The sequence below is a fragment of the Tetragenococcus halophilus genome (genome assembly GCF_001712815.1).
Classification (GTDB): domain Bacteria; phylum Bacillota; class Bacilli; order Lactobacillales; family Enterococcaceae; genus Tetragenococcus; species Tetragenococcus halophilus.
This window is the reverse complement of record NZ_CP012047.1, coordinates 2,163,549-2,187,331: the sequence shown is the minus strand read 5'-3', so window position 1 is coordinate 2,187,331 and position 23,783 is coordinate 2,163,549. Positions and strand designations below refer to the sequence as shown.

Genomic DNA, 23,783 nt, shown 5'->3' with positions numbered 1-23,783 from the left:
AATGAAAAGAGGTGATAAAGATGAGTTATAAAAATATTCGTTCCATAAGAGAAGATAATGATATAACACAACGGCAAGTGGCTGAGTTACTAAATGTTTCGCAAAATACTTATTCGCAATACGAGACTGGGAAAATAGAATGGACAGCAAGCACTTTAATTAAACTAGCTGATTATTTTGATGTTAGTGTAGATTACTTGCTTGATAGAACGAAGAATAAAAACTGGAATAAATAGTAACGTAGTACAGTAAAAGCATTGTTTTGCAATTTGCTGATTGGATAAAAAATTAATATTTTGTTTCGTCGCTAACTTATCTGTCGAAAAAGACGTTTTTTCAAAGTAGTAATGTGGAAGTGGCTTTAGTTCAAATTTTAAAGAAGAACATGAACCTAAGTGTAAAATTTATTGAGGTATCCTCTAGACGAATAAAAAAGAAACCGTTACTCTATTCATTGGGCTGTGACAGGCACTAATGAACAAAGGCGGTTTCTTATGGATTCTATTGTAACAGATTTAGTGGAAGTAATGAAGAAGGAAACGAATTTTTTAGCAAGAGAAAGAGCCATGATGATCTTTTTTACACAACTTATAGCGACCATTACCCAACTAGCTTTTCAAACGCTTGATGAAGAAATTTGTGCGCAATGTAAGAAAGAAGGCTTTCGCGTCGATCGTAAAAGCGAAAGAACCATCACCTTCTTGTTTGGTCCCGTGACCTATGTTCGTCGGCGAATGAAAAATCAAGCCAACGACATTCGTTACCCTTTAGATGAATTTCTAGGGATTCGAAAAGGCCTTCGTTATAGTTCGCTGGTTCTGCGAAACGTGGCTCAATTAGGCAGTAACATGGTCTATCGTCATGTTTCTCAAGCGATCGACTGTTTAACTTCTTGGCAGATGAGTCATCAAAATGTGCAACAATTGGTGGTTAAAACGGGCGAATTCATCCAAGCCAGAAGCACGCATGAAAGTCGTTATGAGGGCGTGATCCCCAAGAAAAAAGTGCCCTATTTATATCTGGAAGGAGACGGCGTAAAGATCAACGGACAGAAGAAACAATCTCTTGAAGTTCACCGTTTTCAAGTGTGTGAAGGCAGCCAGAAAGTAGGCAACCGTTCGGAAATGATCGCCCCGCACTTTGTGAGTCATCTGAATCGGCAAAAAGCATATAAAGAAATGATGGCCTATCTTCAAGCCTATTATGATTTAAGTCATACCGTGGTCATTTCCAATAGTGACGGCGGTTCGGGTTATGAAAAAGCAGTGTTTGATGAACTGGCTTTAGGTTGTTTGCGTCATGAACACTTCCGTGATCGGTACCATGTCCATCGGAAAATCAAGGAACGAATGGCTTTTGTTCCCCAGCTCCAACATCGGATGATACGAGCGATTGAACATTATAATTGGCAAGAGGTCCAGCTGGTTTTAGATACTTCGGAAAGCTTGATTGAAGAAAAGGAAGCCGAAGATTTTGAGCATTTACGTTTACTGCATCACTATCTTCAAAGAAGTTGGCCTTATTTAAAATCATTGAAAGCACGAGGAATCAAGGATCCTAAAGCTTGTATTGGTACGATCGAAAGTACCCATCGAAAAATCACCTATCGCATGAAGCGCCAAGGTCGTTTGTGGACAAAAACGGGGGCGCAAGCCATGATTCGTGTCATTGATAGTTTAAGAAACCAAGAATTTGAAGATTGGTTGAATCAATATGAAGCCCTTCCGAATGATGTGGTTGCCCAGGAAAAGCGTTGGCAAGCTATGAAACGTTGGGTACAGAAAAAGCCTCGTTTCCAAGCCCATGAAGGTGCATTTAAAGGACAGATTGGCGAAGGAAAAGCGAAAAGTGCGCCTTTAGGCCAATTCGCCAAAGGACTGAATCAATTAATAATGACCCCGAATGTTCTTTAATAAAAACTTGTTTTTGTTAGAGATGATGAGGGCAAACCGAACGAAAGTGAGGTTGAAAAATAACTTTGTGTCTGCCCAAAAGACGGTTTTTTTATTCAACCTCAATAAACTTGACACATACAACATGAACATGTTTATGTACATATTTAGAGTTAATATGCTATAATAAAGATGTGAAATGAGATGCAGTCTATGCAAGTAGCACAAAAGCCAACCCTATAGTAGTAGGATTGGCTTTTTTTGTTCACCCGTTGTGAGTTTCGAGCGTGTGCAGTTAGTTAGCAACTTACAATTCAGTTATTTGCTAGTCATCTAACCAATGACTAACTAGTGTAATGACTAGACCCACAAAAAGCGGGGCAATAACTAATGAGATGCAGTCCTTCACAAGTAACACCCCCTTTTAGGGCAAGTTGCCAAATAATATTATAACACAGTTTATTATATTGTGATGACTTTTACAATGATTCTTTTAATTTAGCAGTTGTAAATGCTTGTGAAGTTAAGATTGCTGACAATCATTTAACTACTATGTTTCAGCTTAATTATCGGATGTATAAATCATATTTTTCTAATATTGTCGTCATTTTTAGCCGTTTTGTTAGTATATCTGTAGTTATAATTTTTGACATTGACTATAATATTTTGGTTAATGGACAATAAAAATTGTATAATAAATTTCAAGAAGGTTTTTTATTCTATTGGAAAAGCGAGGTTGATCATTCATGAAACGTGTTTTAGATGAAGATTTGATCTACGAGATTCTCTCTGCTGTAGAAGAAATACCAGAAGGTAGTGTCGCTACATACGGACAAATTGCCAGATTAATTGGCAGAGAAAAAAACGCTAGACTTGTGGGAAAAGTCCTCAGCAGAGCCGAATATTATGGGAAATATCCTTGTCATCGTGTGGTGAATCATGCAGGTAGACTGGCTCCGGGTTGGGTAGAACAAGCAGTCTTACTCCGTGAGGAAGGTGTTTTTTTGAAAGATGAAAACCACGTCGATTTGAAGAAGTTTCAGTGGGAGGATTAGTAATAATTTATATATGGGTAGATATAGCCCAGTTTATTTAAACAACTTGTTCCAGTTCCGTGGTGAATTAGCGTTTTGGACGACCTGTATGGTACTCTAGTATATCATCCCTTTATTTAAGATCTACATCATATGCTTACTCGAAATCTCCTATGTTCTAAAATTATTTTAAAACAATATCTATTACTTAATTATTATTATTATCTAATACGAGTTGCCCCATTATTTCTAATATAAATCCTAAGTTTATACAACCGGCGGAATAGGGTATAAAAAAGAGAGATATATTTTGAATATATCTCTCTTAAAATTTGATATGATAGCCTTCTAGTCAAAATTTTCTGGCGGAATTTTGACGGGGAACGTAATCAATTCAAGTCTTTTTATCCATTTTATAATCCGAAATAATGCTGTTAAAACAACCGTTCACTACCAAATCAAGTTAGTGAACTATTCCCACTCCACCGTAGCTGGGGGCTTACTCGTCACATCATACACGATGCGATTTACATGTTCGACTTCGTTTACGATACGTACGGAGATGTGTTGCAATACATCCCACGGGATGCGTGCAAAGTCAGCGGTCATACCATCAATGGAAGTAATGGCGCGGATACCGACTGTGTAATCATAAGTTCGTTCGTCTCCCATCACACCGACAGAACGGATGCCGGGTAGTACGGTGAAGTATTGCCAGATATCTCGGTCTAAGCCAGCATTTGCGATTTCTTCACGTAAGATCGCATCGGATTCGCGGACGATTTCTAGTTTTTCTTCGGATAGTTCACCTAACACACGGATACCTAAACCAGGACCTGGGAATGGTTGGCGCCAAACAATGGTATCTGGCATCCCAAGTTCGGTTCCTAATGCGCGCACTTCGTCCTTAAACAAGGTGTTTAAAGGTTCAATCAATTGGAAGCTCATTTCTTCGGGTAATCCACCGACATTATGGTGCGATTTAATCGTTTGCGCGGTTTCGGTACCAGATTCAATAACGTCAGTATAAAGAGTTCCTTGCGCTAGGAAACTGATGCCTTCTTCACCGGCTAATTTAATAGCTTCGTCATTAAATAGATAGATAAATTCGTTACCGATAATTTTACGTTTTTGTTCTGGATCCGTTACACCAGCCAGTTTGTCTAAAAAGCGTTTTTGGGCATCAACTTTGATAATGTTTAGACCGAATTTGCCACCTAAGCTGTCCATCACTTGTTCTGCTTCATTTTTACGCAATAAGCCATGGTCGACAAAAATACAAGTGAGTTGGTCGCCAATCGCTTTGTGTAAAAGCACGCCAACAACACTGGAATCAACGCCACCAGATAGGGCAAGTAAGACTTTTTTATCGCCAACTTTTTCGCGGATATTCGCGGTTTGCATGTCGATGAAGTTTTCCATCGTCCAATCGCCTTTACATTGGCAAATATCTAAAGCAAATTCCTTTAATAAGTCATTACCGTATTCGGTATGACGGACTTCCGGGTGAAATTGTACACCATAAATTTTACGTTCTGCATTTTGAATGGAAGCAATCGGACAATCTTTGCTTGTTGCGACTACTTCAAAATCAGTGGGTAGATCTTTTACTAGATCTCCATGACTCATCCAAACGGTTTGATGATCAGGAGTAGCGCTAAATAGTCTTGCTTTTTCTGCGGTAATTTCGATACCAGCTTTACCATATTCACGGTTTTGGGCTCTTTCAACAGTACCGCCGAGACGATGTGTTACTAATTGCATACCGTAACAAATCCCTAAAATAGGAATACCCAGCTCAAAAATTTCTTCATCAATACCAAAGGAGTCGGTATCATAGACACTATTTGGACCACCGGACAAGATAATTCCTTTTACATTCATTTCTTTAATTTCTTCTGCTGTCGTTTTATGACTTAACAGCTCGGAAAAAACACCACAATCACGGATGCGTCGGGTAATGAGTTGATTATATTGGCTGCCGTAGTCTAATACAATAATTTTTTCTACGTCTGCCAATTGCTCAGCGTTATTCAAATTGTTTTCCCTCTATTCTACTTAGATTTAAATAAAACGTTCAAAATTTGCGTAGCAATATTTTATCGATTTTATGATAATTTGTTTTATGGAGAATTATATCTGCTCGCGATCTTGTGGGCAAGATAAATTCCCTTAAGTTTTTCAAATTCACATTTTTCCATACGGATTTTGCCATGTCAATCGCTTCTTTACGATCGCCCATAGCATATTCATAATAATAATTTGAAGGATCTTGAAAAGCAGTGTCCAACAAAGACTCGAAACGTTCTAAGTACCAACGTTCTACCAAAGCAGGGTCTGCATCGACATAAATGGAAAAATCGAAAAAATCGCTAACGTAAATTTGTTGGTTTGCAGGCAATTGAAATACATTAATTCCTTCAACAATCAAAATATCTGGTTGCGAGATTGTTTCATATTCCCCTTCGATGATATCATAGCTTTTATGAGAATAAAGCGGAATTTTCAAATCTTTTTCACGAGATTTTACACTGTTTAAAAATTTAATGAGTCGTTCCATATCATAGCTTTCAGGAAAACCTTTGCGGTCCATAATACCCCGTTCTTCTAACACGCGGTTTGGATACAAAAAGCCATCGGTAGTAATTAGTTGCACATCTTGTTTAGGAAACAATCTTGATAGCAGGGTTTGTAATAGACGTGCTGTCGTACTTTTTCCTACGGCTACACTACCAGCAATACCTATAATAAATGGGGGGACTTTTATATAACGATGTAAGAAAAGCCCTTTGCTTAAAGTTAATGATTCGTATTCTTTCATATGTAAATGAATCATGTGACACATCGGAATGAAAACATCTTCTACATCTTGCATTGAAATCCGGTCGTTCAAACTTTTAATATTATCTAATTCTTCTTGCGTTAATGGCAGATGTTTAGGTGTATAAAAACCTTGCCATTCGCTACGAGGAATTTGATAGAAATTCATATATTCTTCCATGGTTCCTCCTCACATAACAAATAAACAGATTATTTTTTTGACCGCTGTAATTCTAAAATCAACATAAATATTTTAACACAAAAACAAAATAGCTCCTAGTTACAGTAGAAAAAAAGCAGAACTTTCATTTACTTTAAGCAAAAAATCGGTATGATAAAAGTAACAATATAAAAAGGAAGAAAAATATGACGAATCACTATTATCAAACAACTCCAGAAAGCCCGCATGATACTTCAACTTGGTCTTTTGAATTACTAGACAAAAAGTTCCAGTTTACCACAGATAGCGGTGTATTTTCTAAAGGGACAGTCGATTATGGCTCAAGAGTGCTTATTCAAACTTTTTCATGGAAAAATTTACCTGAGGGAAAGATTTTAGAAGTGGGCTGTGGTTATGGTCCAATAGGATTGGCAATCGCTCATGCGAGTGATCGACAAATTGAAATGACAGATGTGAATGAACGAGCGATTCAACTCGCTAAGCAAAATGCTAGTCAAAATCAAATTGACAATGTAGATATTCATTTTTCTGATATTTATAGCGCTGTTTATGAAAAAAATTATGCGGCTATTTTAAGTAACCCGCCCATTCGTGCTGGGAAAAAAGTAGTACATCAGATTATTGCAGATAGTTATCACTACTTACAAGAAGCAGGAACATTAACGATTGTTATACAGAAAAAACAAGGTGCACCCAGTGCGCAAAAGAAAATGCAGGATGTATTTGGCAATGCCTCAATCATAAAAAAAGATAAGGGATACTATATTATTCAAAGTTACAAGGAGGAAAAGAAATGAAGCTGACTATCCGACAGATTGCCGAAATGGCAGGCGTTTCAGTGACAACCGTTTCTCAGATTTTGAATCATAAAGGAAGACGCTTTAGCGCAGAAACACGGCAACGAGTCAATGATATCGTTGAAAAATATCAATATAAACCAGATTTTTTTGCTTCTAATTTGATTACTCGTCATTCAAAAACCATCGGCATGATTGTTCCGGATGTAACAGATTCTTTCTTTTCTAAAATTGTTGAAGGCGCTGAACGTTATACCAATCCTCTAGGTTACATGTTAGTCCTTTGTAACTCTCATCATGAATTAGAAAAAGAGATTCAATTATTACAACAGTTAGCAGATCGTTCAGTTGAAGGTGTTATTTTAGCTACCCCTAATATTTTGCCGGAAGAATATAGTGTTGATAGTGAATTTTCACAGACTATGCCTCTGGGTTTGATTGACCGTGGTATTAATCAACGCGATAATGGGCGTTTGATGGTTAAGGAATATGAAGGAGCTTATCAAGCTGTTTCATATCTAGTAAAAAGCGGGCACTATAATATTGGTTTAATTAAAGAAAATACCGATTACTATCAATTAGAAGAACGATATAACGGTTATTACCAAGCTTTAAAAGATGCCGGTATTTTGTTTAAACATGAAAATGTAGTAACGGCTGATTTAACGGTCGAAGGTGGATATTATGCTGCTCAACAATTACTAAAACAAAAGCATCTCACGGCGATTTTTTGTAGTAATGATGCTATGGCTATGGGTTGCTACCGCGCTATTTACGAACAAAACTATAAAATACCTGATGATATTTCGGTAATTGGCTTTGATGGGCTGAGCTTTTCTAAATTTATGAATCCGCCGTTAACCACTATAGAACAGCCTGTATTTGATATTGGATTTACTGCAGCTAAATTTATTGTAGATGCTATTGAGTTTCCGGAACAGCGAATTCCGAACAAAATTTTTGAAACAAAATTAATTTTTCGTGAGAGTGTAAAAAATTTAGCATCTGAATGATTTAATTTTTTGAATTGTTACAACTTAGGATTGACAATTATGAAAGCGTCTTGTATTCTAAATTCAGAAAGGGCTTTCATTTATGAGTATGTTTAGTAAACCGTTTTACTTAAATGTTTTACCTCCCTTTAAAGTATTGTATAATAAATTGAAAATCAGGAAGCGGGGTTTGTCTGAATGCGCATGGTTGATTTAATTGAAAAAAAGCGGGATGGGTACGCTTTAACCAAAGAGGAAATTGAATTTATAATTCAAGAATACACAAAAGATAAGATTCCTGACTATCAGATGAGTGCTTTTCTTATGACTGTCTTTTATGAGGATATGACTGATGAAGAAATTACAGCTTTAACTTTAGCAATGGCTGATTCAGGAGAAAAGATCGATTTATCTTCGATTGAGGGGATTAAAGTTGATAAACATTCAACTGGAGGCGTTGGAGACACAACGACTTTAGTTTTAGCTCCTCTAGTGGCAAGCGTAGGTGTGCCAGTTGCTAAAATGTCTGGTCGTGGTTTGGGCTATACTGGAGGAACGTTGGATAAATTGGAATCTATACCAGGGTTTAAAATCGAACTTTCTGACCGTGCGTTTATTGACGAAGTAAATAAAAACAAAGTAGCAGTGATCGGCCAAAGTGGTGACTTAGCTCCAGCAGATAAAAAACTATATTCCTTACGTGATGTGACGGCGACAGTTGATTCAATTCCTTTAATTGCAAGTTCGATTATGAGTAAGAAAATCGCTGCAGGTGCAGATGCGATCGTTTTGGACGTTACAACAGGTGAGGGTGCATTTATGAAAAACCTTGAAGATGCAAGACGATTGTCTCATACAATGGTTCGTATCGGCGAACTTGCTAAGCGGAAAACGATGGCGGTCATTTCTGATATGAGTCAACCTTTAGGAAAGGCGATCGGAAATGGTTTAGAGGTTGTAGAAGCCATCGAAACCCTGCAAGGAGAAGGCCCTAATGATTTATTAGAGATGTGTTATGTGCTTGGTAGCCAAATGTTAGTCTTAGGTGAAAAAGCAGAAACTTTAGAAGAAGCTCGAAGCCTGTTAGAAGAAGCTGTTTCTTCCGGAGCAGCGTTTGAAACTTTTAAAAATATGATCAAAAATCAAGGCGGTGACGAATCTATATGTAGCCAACCTGAGAAATTATTAACAGCGCCTTTTAAAATCGAGTTACCTGCTAAAAAAGCGGGTGTTGTTACACAACTTGTAGCCAATGAAATTGGTATTGCTGCCATGATGTTAGGCGCAGGTCGTCAAACCAAAGAAGAAACGATCGATTATGGTGTAGGATTAAAGTTACATAAAAAAGTTGGCGAACAAGTAGAAAAAGGAGAATCCTTAGTGACAATTTATAGCAATACTGAACAAATTGAACCAATCAAAGAGAAATTATATCAAAATATTCAGATCGGAGAAGCTGCTGATAAACCAATATTAGTCCATGAAATCATTACAGAGTAGGGGTTAGAAAAATGGAGTTAAATCGTATAATCGACTATACGCTTTTAAAAGCAGAAGCCACCCGAAAAGAAGTGCTAGAGGTGATTGAAGAAGCAAAAAAGCAACGTTTTTATGCTATTTGTATCAGTCCCAGCTGGGTTTTTCTAGCAGCCAAGGAATTAAAACGTGACCCAACAGTCGTATGTACAGTGATTGGATTTCCTTTTGGAACAAATACTTCAGAAGCTAAGGCATTTGAGACAAAAAATGCTATCGAAAATGGTGCAGATGAAATTGATATGGTGATGAATATCGGAGCGCTAAAATCTGGTATGGAAGAAAAAGTCCAAGCAGATATTCAAGCAGTTGTTGATGTAGCTAAGGATCAAGCGTTAGTAAAAGTTATTATTGAGATGACCTTATTAACCAAAGAAGAACTATTGAAAGCTTGCGAACTTGCACGAGCAGCTGGCGCTGATTTTATAAAAACTTCTACTGGACTGTTAAAAGTAAATACTACAGTAGCAGAGGTAAAATTGCTAAAAGAAATTGTTGCTCCTGAAATGGGCGTCAAAGTTTCTTGCGGTATTTATGATGAAGATGAAGCATTAGCCATGCTTGAAGCGGGTGCTAGCAGGTTAGAAATAAGTGCTAGTGTATCCATGATGACTAAAAACGATAAAATGAAGAAATTAGGAGGTGGAAGATGGCAAAGGCAAAAGAAGAATGGATAGCAATAGCACAAAAAGCATTGAAAAAAGCTTACGTTCCTTATTCACATTTTCCAGTAGGCGCTTGTTTGGTGACTAAGCAGGGGAACATATACCAAGGGATTAATATTGAAAATGCTTCCTATGGTTTAAGTAATTGTGCAGAACGAACAGCCATATTTAAGGCAGTTTCTGAAGGGGAACGAGATTTTGAGCATTTAGTTATAGCTGGTAATACGTTACAACCGATTGCTCCGTGTGGTGCTTGTCGCCAAGTAATGGTTGAATTTTTTGCACGGGATATGCCGTTAACGCTTGTAGGTAAGCATGGAGCAAAAAAAGAAATGACGGTGGAACAACTACTTCCCTATTCATTTATTGGGCAAGATTTATGATGGATTCGAGTAGTTAAAAGCTGTTTAAATTAAAAATATTTTTTAGGAGGATTTATAATAAAATGAAAAAAGCGAAATTATTTGGGATCGGGACTATAGCGATGGCTAGTGCTTTACTATTAGGTGCGTGTGGTAATGGTGGAGGTTCCGGCGATGGCGGCGGTAATGGAGAGGGATCAAATGCTCCGGCAGCTTTAATTACTGATACAGGTGGTGTTGATGACCGCTCGTTTAACCAATCTGCTTGGGAAGGATTACAAGATTGGGGAGAAGAAAATAATGTAGAACGTGGAAACGACGGCTACCAATATTTCCAATCAGGAAATGAATCAGACTATATCCCTAATATTGATCAAGCGCTAAATGCTGGCTTTCAAACTATTTTTGGAATTGGATATAAGTTGCAACCAGCTATTGAAGAACAATCACAAAATAACCCTGACACTAATTTTGTGATTGTAGATGATGTTGTAGAAGGCGAAAATGTAGCTTCAGCAACTTTTAAAGACCAAGAAGCTGCTTATTTAGCAGGGATTGCAGCTGCATATACCACAGAAACAGATAAAGTTGGATTTGTAGGTGGTGTTGAAGGGGAAGTTATTGATCGTTTTGATGCTGGCTTTACAAAAGGTGTAGAAGATGGTGCTGAAAAATTAGATAAAGATATTGAAGTATTGAACCAATATGCCGGTGATTTCTCTGCGCCTGATAAAGGACGCTCGATTGCTCAAGGTATGTACTCGCAAGATGCAGATATTATTTATCATGCTTCGGGTGCTACAGGAAATGGCGTATTCCAAGAAGCGAAATCAAGAAACGAGTCTGGTGACGATAAAGTTTGGGTTATCGGTGTTGACCGTGACCAAGAAGATGAAGGAAATTATGACAATGATGGAGAAGAAGATAATTTCACCCTAACTTCTACATTAAAAGGCGTAGGAACTGTTGTTCAAGACTTGGCACAAAGATCTGCAGACGATGACTTTCCGGGTGGCGAACATTTAGAATATGGTCTAGATGAAGATGGTGTTGGCTTAAGTGATGGTTATTTATCAGATGAAGCAACAGAAGCTGTTGAAGAAGCTAGAGATGATGTTACAAATGGTGATGTTGAAGTTCCTGAAAAGCCATAAAATAATAGGGCTCGTTGATCGTCGGCAAAATGTCGGCGATCAACGCATTGATTTTTTCTTTCAATAAAAATAAAGAGCGATAACGTTAATGTGTTCTTGCTCCTTTTTATTGAGAGAAAAAATCTCTATGATAAAAAGTTTACGATGCGCGATTGTTTGTTTCAGAATTACTTCCAAAGGATGTGAAAAATGTGTCAGAGGAACAAGTTGTAGTGGAAATGCGCGACATTACAAAAGAGTTCGGACTCTTTAAGGCAAATGATCGGGTAAATTTGCGTTTGAAAAAAGGCGAGATTCACGCTTTACTAGGAGAAAACGGCGCGGGCAAATCAACGCTGATGAATATGTTATCTGGATTATTGGAGCCAACTTCCGGGAAAATCCTTATTGATGGTAAAGAGGTAACGATTACAGGTCCGAATACAGCCAATCAGTTAGGGATCGGCATGGTCCACCAGCATTTTATGCTAGTAGATGCATTTACGGTGACTGAAAATATTATCTTGGGAAACGAACCTAGTCATTTAGGAAAAATTGACCGAAAAAAAGCCCGGCAAGAAATTATGGAAGTTTCAAAACGATATGGATTGCGAGTGGATCCAGATGCTTATGTGCGAGATATTTCGGTAGGAATGCAACAAAGGGTAGAAATATTAAAAACACTATACCGTGGGGCGGATGTATTAATTTTCGATGAACCAACTGCAGTATTGACTCCGCAAGAAATCGATGAATTGATCGAGATTATGCGTGGGTTAGTAAAAGAAGGTAAGTCGATTATTTTAATCACGCATAAATTAGACGAGATCAAGTCAGTGGCAGATGAGTGTACTGTTATTCGTCGTGGTAAAGGGATTGGCACCGTGACGGTTAAAGATGTTTCTTCCCAAGATTTAGCAGATATGATGGTAGGACGTTCTGTACTGTTTAAGACCGATAAGAAAAAAGCGGATCCGAAACAAAAAGTATTATCGATTAAAGATTTAATTGTTAAGGAAAATCGCGGTGTTGAAGCGGTAAAAGGTCTTAATTTAGATGTTCATGCAGGAGAAATCGTAGGTATTGCAGGTATTGATGGGAATGGACAGTCTGAATTGGTACAAGCGCTAACAGGGTTACGTAAAGTAGAAAGTGGCGCTGTTCAATTAAAAGGTACTGATATCACTAACCTCAGGCCAAGAAAAATCACTGAAAGCGGCGTAGGGCATGTACCAGAGGATCGTCATAGATATGGTTTGATTTTAGATATGTCGATAGCCGAAAATCTTGTTTTACAAAATTATTATTTAAATCCTTTTAGTAAAAACGGTGTATTAGATTATGGCAGTATTCATGAACATGCAAGAACATTGATTGAAGAATATGACGTACGAACAGTCAATGAAGTGGTGCCAGCCCGCTCCTTATCTGGGGGGAATCAACAGAAAGCTGTAGTTGCACGTGAAGTGAGCCGTGATCCGGATCTTTTAGTAGTAGCTAATCCAACTCGTGGTTTAGATGTAGGCGCGATTGAATTTATTCATAAACGTTTGATTAACCAAAGAGATAATGATAAAGCTGTTCTTCTAGTAAGTTTTGAACTTGATGAAATATTAAATGTATCGGATCGAATCGCTGTGATTTATGATGGAAAAATCGTGGGTATCGTAAAACCAGAGGAAACTTCTGAACAAGAACTTGGATTGCTCATGGCCGGTTCTTCTTTAGAAAAAGCTAGACAAGAACTTGCTCAACAGGAGGTAGCTGCCGATGAATGATCGTAATGTAAAAATTCGTAATATTTTAGTTCCTGTCCTTTCGGTTATTTTAGGTTTAATCATTGGCGCAATTCTCATGGCCGCCTTTGGGTTTAACCCGGTTATTGGCTACCAATCGATGATGAATGCTTCTTTAGGGAATTTAAGAAGTATCGGGGAAACATTACGACAAGCTACACCACTGATTTTTACCGCATTGGGATTTTCAATTGCTAATTCTGCCGGCTTTTTCAATATTGGGCTTTCCGGTCAGGCTTTGTGCGGTTGGGTGGCAAGTGTTTCTTTAGCGTTAGTCTTTCCTGATTTGCCTAAAGTTATTTTACTTCCATTGTGTATCATTGCAGGGGCTTTAGCTGGCGCGCTAGCAGCTGCAGTTCCAGGCGTTTTACGTGCCTATTTTGGTACAAGCGAAGTCATTGTAACAATTATGATGAATTATATTGTTTTATATTTAAGTACCTTTATTTTACAAGATTGGATGCCAGAAAGTTTTCGTTCTAGTCTAGATTCTTCAAACAGAATTACTGAAAATGCTAGTTTGAATATGGAAAGTCTTTCGACCTTTTTTGGTGGTTCACGGGTTAATGCAGGGTTATTCCTAGCTTTATTGGGCTTAGTTGTCGTCTGGTTTATCATGAAAAAAACAACGCTTGGCTATGAAATACGGGCTGTCGGATTAAACCCAAACGCCTCAGAATATGCTGGAATGAGTAGTAAAAGAACGATTATTTTATCCATGGTACTTTCAGGGACTTTTGCTGGTTTAGGTGGTGTCGTAGAAGGGTTAGGAACTTATCAAAACTTTTTTGTACAGACAGAGTCACTTTCAATTGGTTTTGATGGATTAGCTGTTTCTCTTCTAGGTGCAGGTACATCTATTGGTATTTTACTTTCGGCACTATTATTTAGTATTTTGCAAATTGGTGGTTTAGGTATGCAAACGGGTGCAGGGGTGCCATTTGAAATTGTCAATGTTGTCATTGCCTTAATCATCTTCTTTGTTGCTATTAGTTATATTATGAGAGTGTTGCTTGCTAAAATCATGCCGGATAAAAGGCAAGAAGAAGTGGTACACAATATTGAATCTTCAACAGGTGATCAGGATGGAAAAGGAGGCGGCCTATAATGTCGACGATTGGATTGATATCTTTAATTTTAACATCTGCACTGGTCTATTCGACCCCTTTGATCCTTACAGCACTAGGTGGCACGTTTTCTGAAAGAAGCGGTGTTGTCAATGTGGGGTTAGAAGGTATCATGGTTATGGGCGCCTTCAGTGGGATTGTCTTTAATTTGGAGAATGCTGGGAGATTCGGTGGTTGGACGCCTTGGTTAGGGATTATTGTTGGCGGCATAGTAGGATTATTGTTTTCACTACTACATGCTGTAGCAACCGTCAGTTTTCGTGCTGACCATATTATTAGTGGTACAGTGGTTAACTTAATGGCACCAGCTTTAGGCGTCTTTTTAATCAAAGTTTGGTATGGCAAAGGACAAACAGATAACATCGATAGTAATTTAGGCTACTTTTCCTTTCCTGGCTTAGAAGATATTCCTGTTATTGGTGATATTTTCTTTAAAAACACCTTTTTGCCAGCATATTTAGCGATTATTATTGCTATTATTGCGTGGTATATAGTTTCTAAGACACGCTTTGGCTTACGCTTACGTTCAGTGGGTGAACATCCGCAAGCAGCAGATACTTTGGGCGTAAATGTTTATTTATTCCGTTATTCCGGAGTTCTACTTTCGGGGCTATTAGGTGGTATGGGTGGTGCTATCTTTGCACAATCCATTTCAGGGAACTTTTCTGCAGGAACTATTGTTGGGCAAGGCTATATTTCTTTAGCTGCGATGATTTTTGGTAAATGGAATCCATTAGGTGCTATGGGCGCCGCAATTTTCTTTGGTTTTGCGCAAAGCTTGAGTATCATAGGAGCTCAGCTTCCAGTAATTTCTTCTATCCCGCCTGTGCTTTTGCAAATCGCTCCATATTTATTGACAATCATTGTCCTGGTTCTGTTTTTGGGACGATCTTCGGGTCCGCAAGCAAGTGGAAAAAATTATGTGAAATCTAAATAAAAAGTTTAGTTAAAGGGGCGGTCTTAGGGAACTTTTATGAGCGCCGCTTCTTTTTATTAAAAAATTTAAAGTAGGAGTGTTTAAATGGATTCGTTACAAGAAAAACTTAAGGAAACTACGGAATTTATTAAAAGTAAAGGCATAGGTAACGTTGAATTTGGTTTGATTTTAGGTTCAGGCTTAGGTGAATTAGCTGAAGAAATTGAAGATGCACAAACGATTACTTATGACCAAATTCCACATTTTCCTGTTTCTACTGTTACAGGCCATGCGGGTCAATTGGTGTATGGTACATTAGCTGGAAAAAGGGTATTAGCTATGCAAGGGCGTTTTCATTATTATGAAGGTTATTCGATGCAGACAGTAACTTATCCGGTAAGAGTAATGGCCGCTTTAAAAGCCCATTCTTTAATTGTGACAAATGCAGCGGGTGGCGTAAATCTAGACTTTACACCGGGAGATTTAATGCTGATTACTGATCATATTAACTTTATGGGAAGCAATCCATTATTTGGCGCAAATATTGATGAATTAGGACCACGTTTTCCTGATATGAGTGAGGCCTATCGTTTAAGTTATCGCACAAAAGCCAAAGAAGTGGCAGAAAGGCAAAATATTCATTTAAAAGAAGGAATCTACATGGGATTTTCTGGCCCTACCTACGAAACGCCGGCTGAAGTTCGTTTTGCACGAACTGCCGGAGCAGATGCTGTGGGAATGTCAACAGTGCCAGAGGTCATCGTTGCATGTCACAGTGGTTTAAATGTATTAGGTATTTCTTGTGTGACAAATTTAGCAGCTGGTATGCAAAAAAGTTTAGATCACAAAGAAGTTGTAGCAACGACTGAACGAGTAAAAATTGATTTTAAAACATTAGTGAAAGAAACATTAAAAGCTTTATAGATAAGGAGGAATCATATGAGCGTTCATATTGAAGCAAAACCCGGAGAGATCGCAGATAAAATACTACTTCCTGGTGACCCGTTGCGAGCAAAGTATATTGCTGAAACGTTTTTAGAAGATCCAGTTTGTTATAACCAAGTCCGTGGGATGTTAGGTTATACGGGGGTTTATAAGGGTGAGCGAGTTTCAGTGCAAGGAACCGGTATGGGGATGCCTTCTGCTTCGATTTATGCTCAGGAATTGATTGAATCTTACGGTGTTAATAAGATTATTCGCGTGGGAACCTGTGGCGCGCTTTCAGAAGAAGTCCATGTTAGAGAACTTATTTTAGCTCAAGGGGCCGTGACAAGCTCTGCGATGATCCAAAAACATTTTCGTGATTTTCATTATGCCCCCATCGCTGATTTTCGTTTGTTGAAATCGGCCTATGAAATTGCTGAAGAACAAGGCTTTACTACTCATGTAGGAAATATTTTATCTGAAGATACATTTTATAAAGATGATATGACTGAAACCTTTCAACTAGCTGAATTAGGGATTAAAGGTGTAGAAATGGAAGCAGCGGCATTATATTATCTGGGCGCAAAATTTGGGGTTCAGACGCTTGCCATTTGTACCGTTAGTGATCACATGATTACAGGTGAGGAAACGACAGCACTTGAAAGACAAACGACTTTTGACGAGATGATCCAAGTTGGACTAGATACAGCTTTGAGTTAGAAAAATAAGTGTCATTTGAGATAAGTTACCTTTTATATTTTCAATAATGTAAAAGGTAACTTATCTTTCCGTGTGTTATTTTTATTAGTCAGTGAAGGTCTATATATCAGTTTATATTTGAGCAGTTAAATTTATTTTTTTATTATTTTACTCTATTATAAATAAAAAGGAGGAATGATGGATGAGATGGGTAATAAAGCAGGAAGATTTAGATAGAGTAAAAGAAGAACACGGGAGCGCTCAAAGTATTGTTGGGTATGCTGATGAACATAAGTTGCTAACAATTCCTATTCCGAAAATGTATGCAATTTTGCTAGATGATAATGAACTAAAACTTGTTCAATTGAATATGAATATGGAAGTAAAAAATATTGACACTATTCCCATAAGTAGCATTGATGCTATTAAAATTAGTGGAGCGGTAGTCAAAAAAGTGGTGGTGACAACCAAAGATACTAAAGTCAAGCTAGCTGTGAAAACCTTAGCTGTGGGTATACAAAAAGCACAAAAAGAAATGATAGAAAAATTGGGAAGTTTAGTTAAATAAGATACCATTTATTTTTCAAAAAAGTATAATCAAAAGCTATTCATATCTTATTTTTAGAAGCTATGAATAGCTTTTTTGACTTTAAACAAAATTCTAGCGATAATAGACGAAAAGGAGGTTTTCTCATGGAAAATTTTGACTTTCATGTAACAACAGATATACGTTTTGGTAAAGATCGTTTGGATGAATTGCCTCAAGTTTTGAATAATTTTGGTAAAAATGTGTTACTTGTTTATGGTGGAGGTAGTATTAAGAAAAATGGTTTATATGACAAATTATATGAACTGTTCAATCAAAATGATAATAACGTAGTTGAATTAGCGGGTGTTGACCCTAATCCGCGAATTGAAACGGTGCAAAAGGGGGTACAACTATGTAAGGAAAATGCGATCGATGTTGTTTTGCCTGTCGGCGGTGGTTCGGTAATCGATTGTAGTAAAGCGGTTGCAGCTTGTGTTTTTGTTTCAGGTGATTTATGGGAAAATTTTGTTTTGCAAAAAAACTATAAAGGACCTGCGTTACCTATAGTGACTATTCTTACATTAGCAGCTACGGGTAGTGAAATGAACGGAACCTGCGTTATTTCAAATATGGATGCTCAAATAAAATTAGGCGTTCATGGAACAACCAATTTACTCCCGAAAGTTTCTTTTCTTGATCCGACAAACACATTCAGTGTAGGCGCCTATCAAACAGCCGCGGGTTCAGCAGATATTCTTAGTCATTTGATGGAAAATTATTTTAACGCTACAGAGGGGACTGAAGTACAAGATGAGATTGCTGAAGGGCTCATGAAAACTGTTATCAAGTATTTACCTGTGGCTTTAGATGAGCCGGATAACTATACTGCTAGAGCTAATTTGATGTGGGCTAGTACCTTGGCTTTAAATGGATTAGTTGGCAAAGGAAAAAAAGGTTCTTGGTCATGTCACGCAATGGAGCATGAGTTAAGTGCGTTTTATGATATCACTCATGGCGTAGGACTTGCGATGCTTACACCTAGATGGATGGCTCATATTTTAGATGAAGATACGCTACCGAAGTTGCAACGATTTGCTGAAGAAGTTTGGAACGTGAAAGAGAAAGAGCCGAAAAGAACAGCTGAGATAGGAATCCAAAAATTGTATGATTTCTTTGTTTCGTGTCATATCCCGATGACACTTCCTGAAGTAGGAATTCAAACAGAAGAAAATTTTGAAGAAATGGGACAACGTGCTGTAGCTCATAGTTCAATTTCAAATCAGGGCTTTGTTCCACTGCATGAAGACGATGTTGTATCTATTTATAGAGAGTGTATGTCTGAATCATCATTTGTATAAAATAAAAAAATTCGCAGGAAATATCATTTCTCCCTGCGAATTTTTTACATATTTTATAAATAATATTTTTCTTTGACTGTTAGGTCATCATTTAGTTCGTAAACACTTGGTTTTCCGGTTGGAATTTCAAGATCCATAATGTCTTCATCAGAAATTCCTTCGATATGTTTTGCTAAAGCACGTAAAGAATTGCCGTGTGCGGCAACTAAAACAGTTTTTCCTTCGCGCAATGCAGGAGCGATTTGATCTTCCCAAAATGGCAAAGCACGTTCAAGCGTAACTTTCAAGTTTTCGCCACCAGGAATTGTTCTTGGGTCTAGATCAGCATAACGACGATCAGGTTCAGGGTCTGTTAATGGAGGCAACGTATCATAAGAACGACGCCAAATATGGACTTGTTCGTCACCGTATTTATCACGCGTATTTTGTTTGTTTAAACCTTGTAAAGCGCCATAGTGACGTTCGTTCAAGCGCCAAGATTTTACTTCTGGTACCCATAATTGGTCGGTTTCTTCTAAAATATAGTGGCAAGTTTTAATTGCGCGAGTTAAAACAGAAGTATAAGCAATATCAAATTCAATGCCCGCTTCTTTAAGTTTTTGACCGGCATCTTTTGCTTCTTCTACACCTTCTGGCGCCAAGTCTACGTCGACCCAACCAGTGAACTTATCTGCTTTATTCCATTCACTTTTTCCGTGACGTGCAAAAATTAATTTTGGCATAAAAAAATCTCCTTTAATCATTTAATTACTGAAATTTTCATTCCGATTCCATTATACACGTTTTTAGTTATTTTTTCCATTAGATTCCCAAAGCCACATGAAAACAAAATAAATATACAGTGAACATTCTATATTTAACGAATAACAGAAATAAGCTTTGCACCATCTTCTTTACCGATAATCACTGTATTTACCATATTCAAGAATAAACCATGTTCCACTACGCCGACTGTTTTGTCCAACTCCTTAGCTAATTTTTCAGGATCATCGATTTTTTTTAAATGAAGATCGATGATTGAATGGCCACTATCGGTTACCTTTAATTGATCTTTGTCCATACGAAAACTAGGTTCATAGCCCTTTTTTTCGAACAAATGAAATAGTTGCTGCTGACCATAAGGAATGACTTCTACCGGTAATGGAAAGTTGCCTAATTTATCTACCATTTTTGACTCATCAACGATCCAAATGACTTGTTCTGTGTAAGTAGCGACGATTTTTTCAAAAAGTAAGGCAGCGCCTCCGCCTTTTAACCCCTGATAATCAGCGCTTATTTCGTCAGCGCCATCGATGATTATATCCACCTTTTCAACTTCATCGATTGATTTGATGGGTACGCCGATTTCTTCTGCTTGTTTTTTTGAAGTAGTAGAGGTGGGAACGCCAATAACATTAAGTTTTTCTTCTTTTACTTTCCGACCAATCTCTTTGATCATATAATAAGCAGTAGATCCAGTGCCAAGACCTACGATCATCCCATCTTTAACATAACTAGCTGCTTTAATACCGACAGTTTCTTTTACGTTCACGTTTATCACTCCCACATTTTTTGTAAGCTCATTTACTATCCATTATATCACCTAAATTTTAAAAATGATAGCGTTCTATAAAAATAGCTAATAAAAAAGGATGGAAAATGTTGACAAGCCGTGAAATGCGTGGTATTCTTTCAAAGGTGCTTTATAAACAGGTCTTTTGGATGAGACATGCTGACTGTATAAGTACATCTGATAAAGTATGCAGATTAAATTGTGCATTCTTTTTTATCGCAAAAAAAGAACCACCTGGATGTGTGGAACTATAAAGCAAATTAAAGGAGGGAAAATAAACAATGCCTACAATTAATCAATTAGTACGTAAACCTCGTAAATCGAGAACTAGTCAAACAGATTCACCAGCTTTGAATAAAGGATATAACAGTTTAAGAAAGAAACCGACGACTGTATATTCTCCGCAAAAACGTGGAGTAGCAATGCGTGTTGGAACTATGACTCCTAAAAAACCTAACTCTGCTTTGCGTAAATATGCTCGTGTACGTTTGTCAAACTTAATTGAAGTAACAGCTTATATCCCAGGTATGGGTCATAACTTGCAAGAACACAGTGTGGTATTAATCCGCGGTGGTCGTGTAAAAGACTTGCCAGGGGTACGTTATCATATTGTACGTGGTGCTTTGGATACTGCGGGCGTTAACGACCGTAGAAAATCACGTTCTAAATACGGAACGAAGAAGCCAAAAGAATAATAATAAATATACTGACCAATTTTTGAAAGGAGGAATTACGTATGTCTCGTAAAGGTGCTGTAGCAAAACGTGACGTTTTACCAGACCCTATATATAATTCGAAATTAGTGACACGTTTGATCAACCGAGTAATGATCGATGGTAAACGTGGTACTGCCACAAATATCATTTATAACGCATTCGATAATATTAAAGAAACTACAGGTAATGAACCATTAGAAGTTTTCGAACAAGCAATGAAAAACATTATGCCTGTTTTAGAAGTGAAAGCTCGTCGTGTAGGAGGTTCTAACTACCAAGTGCCAGTTGAAGTACGTCCTGAACGTCGTACGACTTTAGGTCTTCGCTGGATGGTAAATTATGCGCGTTTGCGTGGAGAACACTCTATGGAAGAGCGGTTAGCTAAAGAAATCATGGACGCAGCTAACAATACTGGCGGATCTGTCAAAAGACGTGAAGATACACATAAGATGGCAGAATCAAACCGAGCATTTGCTCACTATCGCTGGTAAGTCCCTCGCTTCTTTATTGTTGGTAAAAGGTATAACCATAGCAAAAGTTAAAAGTTGAGAGGAGAACAAGCTAGAAATGGCAAGAGAATTTCCATTAGAAAAAACTCGTAATATCGGTATCGTAGCACACGTCGATGCTGGTAAGACGACAACAACTGAACGTGTCTTGTACTATACAGGACGTATCCATAAAATTGGAGAAACGCACGAAGGTGCTTCTCAAATGGACTGGATGAGTCAAGAGCAAGATCGTGGGATCACGATTACCTCTGCTGCTACTACAGCACACTGGAGAGATCATCGTGTGAATATCATTGATACTCCTGGACACGTGGACTTTACAATTGAAGTGCAACGTTCATTGCGTGTGCTAGACGGTTCAGTTACTGTCCTAGACTCACAATCAGGTGTTGAACCGCAAACTGAAACAGTTTGGCGTCAAGCAACAGAATATCAAGTCCCTCGTATTGTATTCTGTAATAAAATGGATAAGGTTGGCGCGGATTTCTTATATTCTGTCCAATCATTACATGATCGTTTAGAAGCGAATGCACAACCTATCCAATTGCCAATTGGTGCTGAAGATAACTTTGAAGGTATCATCGATCTTGTGAAAATGAAAGCTGAATTTTATAAAGATGATTTAGGGACTACTTTCGAAGAAACTGAAATCCCAGATGAATATAAGGAAACAGCGCAAGAATGGCATAATAATTTAGTAGAATCTATAGCTGATTTTGATGAAGATATCATGATGAAATACTTGGAAGGTGAAGAAATTACACCTGAAGAGTTACAAGCAGGTATTCGTAAAGCAACCTTATCTGTTGGATTTTATCCAGTATTATGCGGTTCTGCTTTTAAAAACAAAGGTGTTCAAATGATGTTGGACGCAGTAATTGATTACTTGCCTTCTCCAACCGACGTTCCTCCAATTAAAGGGATCGATCCGAAAACAGAAGAAGAAACTGAACATCCTGCTGATGATAGTGAACCTTTTTCATCACTTGCTTTTAAAGTTATGTCAGACCCTTATGTTGGCCGTTTGACTTTCTTCCGTGTTTATTCAGGTGTGTTGGATACAGGTTCTTATGTATTGAATGCTACCAAGGATTCACGTGAACGAATTGGTCGTATTTTGCAAATGCATGCCAATTCTCGTTCTGAGATCGATAAGGTTTACTCAGGTGACATTGCAGCTGCTGTGGGCTTGAAGAATACTACAACAGGGGACACCCTTTGTGATGAGAAAAATCCAGTGATTTTGGAAACTATCAACTTCCCTGACCCAGTGATTCAAGTTGCTGTTGAACCTAAGTCAAAAGCTGACCAAGACAAAATGGGTGTAGCACTACAAAAACTTGCAGAAGAAGACCCATCCTTTAAAGTGGAAACTAACGCTGAAACCGGTGAAACTGTAATTGCTGGTATGGGTGAACTTCAATTAGACGTTCTTATTGATCGTATGAAGACTGAATTTAAAGTGGATGCCAATATTGGTGCACCACAAGTTTCTTATCGTGAAACTTTCCGTTCATCAACTAAAGCTGAAGGGAAATTTATTCGCCAATCTGGTGGTAGAGGACAATACGGACACGTATGGGTTGAATTTACTCCAAATGAAGAAGGAGCTGGATTCGAATTTAAGAACTCCATTGTTGGTGGGGTTGTCCCTCGTGACTATATCCCTGCAGTACAAAAAGGATTGGAAGACGCCATGGAAAATGGTGTGTTAGCTGGTTATCCATTAGTTGACGTAAAGGCAGAATTGTTTGATGGTTCTTACCATGATGTCGACTCTAATGAAACAGCCTTCCGTATTGCGGCTTCAATGTCTCTACGTGAAGCTGCGAAAAAGGCAGATCCAGTGATTCTTGAACCGATGATGAAAGTAACAATTAGTATTCCTGAAGAATATCTAGGTGATATTATGGGACATGTTACAGCTCGTCGCGGTCGTGTTGAAGGAATGGATGCTCACGGTAATGCACAAACTGTAAGTGCGTTTGTACCATTAGCTGAAATGTTTGGCTATGCAACAACGCTACGTTCAGCAACTCAAGGTCGCGGTACTTTCATGATGACATTTGATCACTATGAAGCTGTACCAAAATCTATTCAAGCTGAAATTATTAAGAAAAACGGCGGAAATGCTGAATAAACTTAATAAATATTGAAATGAAATGCTACAAATACTGTATTTTTTGTTGTATTTCGTGTACAATTGGTTACAATAAGATGGGTGGAAATTCAGAGATGATTT

General features: G+C 37.9%; 24 protein-coding genes. 19 read left to right on the top strand and 5 right to left on the bottom strand.

All coding sequences use genetic code 11. The features are described from left to right. Positions 1-20 precede the first annotated feature (20 nt). Together AC806_RS10485 and AC806_RS10480 are read left to right on the top strand one after the other, a co-directional pair. The gene (locus AC806_RS10485) at positions 21-236 is read left to right on the top strand and encodes a helix-turn-helix domain-containing protein (protein ID WP_061841365.1); all 216 of its coding nucleotides are present in this window, start codon (positions 21-23) and stop codon (positions 234-236) included. A 258-nt stretch (positions 237-494) separates the two neighbouring features. Further along, a complete protein-coding gene (locus AC806_RS10480; RefSeq protein WP_069029282.1) occupies positions 495-1,913 on the top strand; it encodes an ISLre2 family transposase in 1,419 nt (472 codons plus the stop codon). A 304-nt stretch (positions 1,914-2,217) separates the two neighbouring features. On the opposite strand, the gene AC806_RS12180 is transcribed toward AC806_RS10480, so the two are convergent. After that, positions 2,218-2,301 carry a type I toxin-antitoxin system Fst family toxin gene (locus AC806_RS12180; protein ID WP_123985538.1) on the bottom strand — a complete coding sequence of 28 codons (84 nt, stop codon included), beginning with the start codon at positions 2,299-2,301 and terminating at the stop codon, positions 2,218-2,220. 337 nt (positions 2,302-2,638) lie between these two features. Between AC806_RS12180 and AC806_RS10475 the strand changes: the two genes are divergently transcribed. Beyond that, entirely contained in the window at positions 2,639-2,947 is a 309-nt protein-coding gene (locus tag AC806_RS10475) for an MGMT family protein (RefSeq protein WP_061841366.1), read from the top strand. A gap of 450 nt (positions 2,948-3,397) precedes the next feature. Here AC806_RS10475 and guaA read toward each other — a convergent pair whose 3' ends face one another. Both guaA and coaA read right to left on the bottom strand, forming a co-directional pair. Beyond that, on the bottom strand, positions 3,398-4,945 hold the full coding sequence (gene guaA, locus AC806_RS10470) for a glutamine-hydrolyzing GMP synthase (protein WP_197492676.1): 1,548 nt from the start codon (positions 4,943-4,945) through the stop codon (positions 3,398-3,400). A gap of 58 nt (positions 4,946-5,003) precedes the next feature. Continuing rightward, entirely contained in the window at positions 5,004-5,927 is a 924-nt protein-coding gene (gene coaA / locus AC806_RS10465; RefSeq protein WP_069029280.1) for a type I pantothenate kinase, read from the bottom strand. Positions 5,928-6,112: 185 nt separating this feature from the next. Here coaA and AC806_RS10460 point away from each other — a divergent pair, with 185 nt between their 5' ends. The 13 genes from AC806_RS10460 to AC806_RS10400 all read left to right on the top strand — a co-directional run bounded on the left by AC806_RS10460 (position 6,113) and on the right by AC806_RS10400 (position 18,761). Then, entirely contained in the window at positions 6,113-6,724 is a 612-nt protein-coding gene (locus tag AC806_RS10460; protein WP_069029279.1) for a class I SAM-dependent methyltransferase, read from the top strand. Continuing rightward, positions 6,721-7,737, top strand: a complete 1,017-nt coding sequence (locus AC806_RS10455) for a LacI family DNA-binding transcriptional regulator (RefSeq protein ID WP_069029278.1) — start codon at positions 6,721-6,723, stop codon at positions 7,735-7,737. The genes AC806_RS10460 and AC806_RS10455 overlap by 4 nt, the downstream gene beginning before the upstream one ends. Before the next feature lie 177 nt (positions 7,738-7,914). Continuing rightward, positions 7,915-9,216 carry a pyrimidine-nucleoside phosphorylase gene (locus AC806_RS10450; protein ID WP_014125663.1) on the top strand — a complete coding sequence of 434 codons (1,302 nt, stop codon included), beginning with the start codon at positions 7,915-7,917 and terminating at the stop codon, positions 9,214-9,216. A gap of 11 nt (positions 9,217-9,227) precedes the next feature. Next, positions 9,228-9,929 (top strand): deoxyribose-phosphate aldolase, encoded by a 702-nt coding sequence (deoC, locus tag AC806_RS10445; RefSeq protein WP_069029277.1) that lies wholly within the window; start codon positions 9,228-9,230, stop codon positions 9,927-9,929. Then, a complete protein-coding gene (locus tag AC806_RS10440; protein WP_061840761.1) occupies positions 9,902-10,300 on the top strand; it encodes a cytidine deaminase in 399 nt (132 codons plus the stop codon). The genes deoC and AC806_RS10440 overlap by 28 nt, the downstream gene beginning before the upstream one ends. Positions 10,301-10,362: 62 nt before the next feature. Beyond that, complete coding sequence (locus AC806_RS10435) at positions 10,363-11,433, top strand: BMP family lipoprotein (protein WP_061840762.1); 1,071 nt, start codon at positions 10,363-10,365, stop codon at positions 11,431-11,433. Between the two features lie 218 nt (positions 11,434-11,651). Further along, a complete protein-coding gene (locus AC806_RS10430) occupies positions 11,652-13,190 on the top strand; it encodes an ABC transporter ATP-binding protein (protein WP_180321925.1) in 1,539 nt (512 codons plus the stop codon). After that, a complete protein-coding gene (locus AC806_RS10425; protein WP_061840763.1) occupies positions 13,183-14,316 on the top strand; it encodes an ABC transporter permease in 1,134 nt (377 codons plus the stop codon). The genes AC806_RS10430 and AC806_RS10425 overlap by 8 nt, the downstream gene beginning before the upstream one ends. Beyond that, positions 14,316-15,272 (top strand): ABC transporter permease, encoded by a 957-nt coding sequence (locus tag AC806_RS10420; RefSeq protein WP_069029275.1) that lies wholly within the window; start codon positions 14,316-14,318, stop codon positions 15,270-15,272. Before AC806_RS10425 ends, AC806_RS10420 begins: the two co-directional genes overlap by 1 nt. A gap of 84 nt (positions 15,273-15,356) precedes the next feature. Next, the gene (locus AC806_RS10415; RefSeq protein WP_061840764.1) at positions 15,357-16,175 is read left to right on the top strand and encodes a purine-nucleoside phosphorylase; all 819 of its coding nucleotides are present in this window, start codon (positions 15,357-15,359) and stop codon (positions 16,173-16,175) included. A gap of 15 nt (positions 16,176-16,190) precedes the next feature. Next, positions 16,191-16,895 (top strand): purine-nucleoside phosphorylase, encoded by a 705-nt coding sequence (gene deoD, locus AC806_RS10410; protein WP_061840765.1) that lies wholly within the window; start codon positions 16,191-16,193, stop codon positions 16,893-16,895. 181 nt (positions 16,896-17,076) lie between these two features. Then, a complete protein-coding gene (locus AC806_RS10405; RefSeq protein WP_061840766.1) occupies positions 17,077-17,442 on the top strand; it encodes a hypothetical protein in 366 nt (121 codons plus the stop codon). Between the two features lie 125 nt (positions 17,443-17,567). Beyond that, positions 17,568-18,761 carry an iron-containing alcohol dehydrogenase gene (locus tag AC806_RS10400; RefSeq protein WP_061840767.1) on the top strand — a complete coding sequence of 398 codons (1,194 nt, stop codon included), beginning with the start codon at positions 17,568-17,570 and terminating at the stop codon, positions 18,759-18,761. 53 nt (positions 18,762-18,814) lie between these two features. Here the strand turns inward: AC806_RS10400 and gpmA are convergent, their stop codons facing one another. After that, on the bottom strand, positions 18,815-19,483 hold the full coding sequence (gene gpmA, locus AC806_RS10395; protein ID WP_061840768.1) for a 2,3-diphosphoglycerate-dependent phosphoglycerate mutase: 669 nt from the start codon (positions 19,481-19,483) through the stop codon (positions 18,815-18,817). A 134-nt stretch (positions 19,484-19,617) separates the two neighbouring features. Further along, positions 19,618-20,292: a ribose-5-phosphate isomerase RpiA gene (gene rpiA / locus AC806_RS10390; protein ID WP_061840769.1), complete on the bottom strand. Its 675-nt coding sequence runs from the start codon at positions 20,290-20,292 to the stop codon at positions 19,618-19,620. Between the two features lie 302 nt (positions 20,293-20,594). On the opposite strand from rpiA, the gene rpsL reads away from it, so the two are divergent. The 3 genes from rpsL (at position 20,595) to fusA (ending at position 23,681) form a co-directional block, all read left to right on the top strand. Beyond that, a complete protein-coding gene (rpsL, locus tag AC806_RS10385; protein ID WP_014125650.1) occupies positions 20,595-21,008 on the top strand; it encodes a 30S ribosomal protein S12 in 414 nt (137 codons plus the stop codon). Between the two features lie 41 nt (positions 21,009-21,049). After that, a complete protein-coding gene (gene rpsG, locus AC806_RS10380) occupies positions 21,050-21,520 on the top strand; it encodes a 30S ribosomal protein S7 (RefSeq protein ID WP_014125649.1) in 471 nt (156 codons plus the stop codon). A gap of 76 nt (positions 21,521-21,596) precedes the next feature. Beyond that, complete coding sequence (gene fusA, locus AC806_RS10375) at positions 21,597-23,681, top strand: elongation factor G (RefSeq protein ID WP_069029274.1); 2,085 nt, start codon at positions 21,597-21,599, stop codon at positions 23,679-23,681. Positions 23,682-23,783 lie beyond the last annotated feature (102 nt).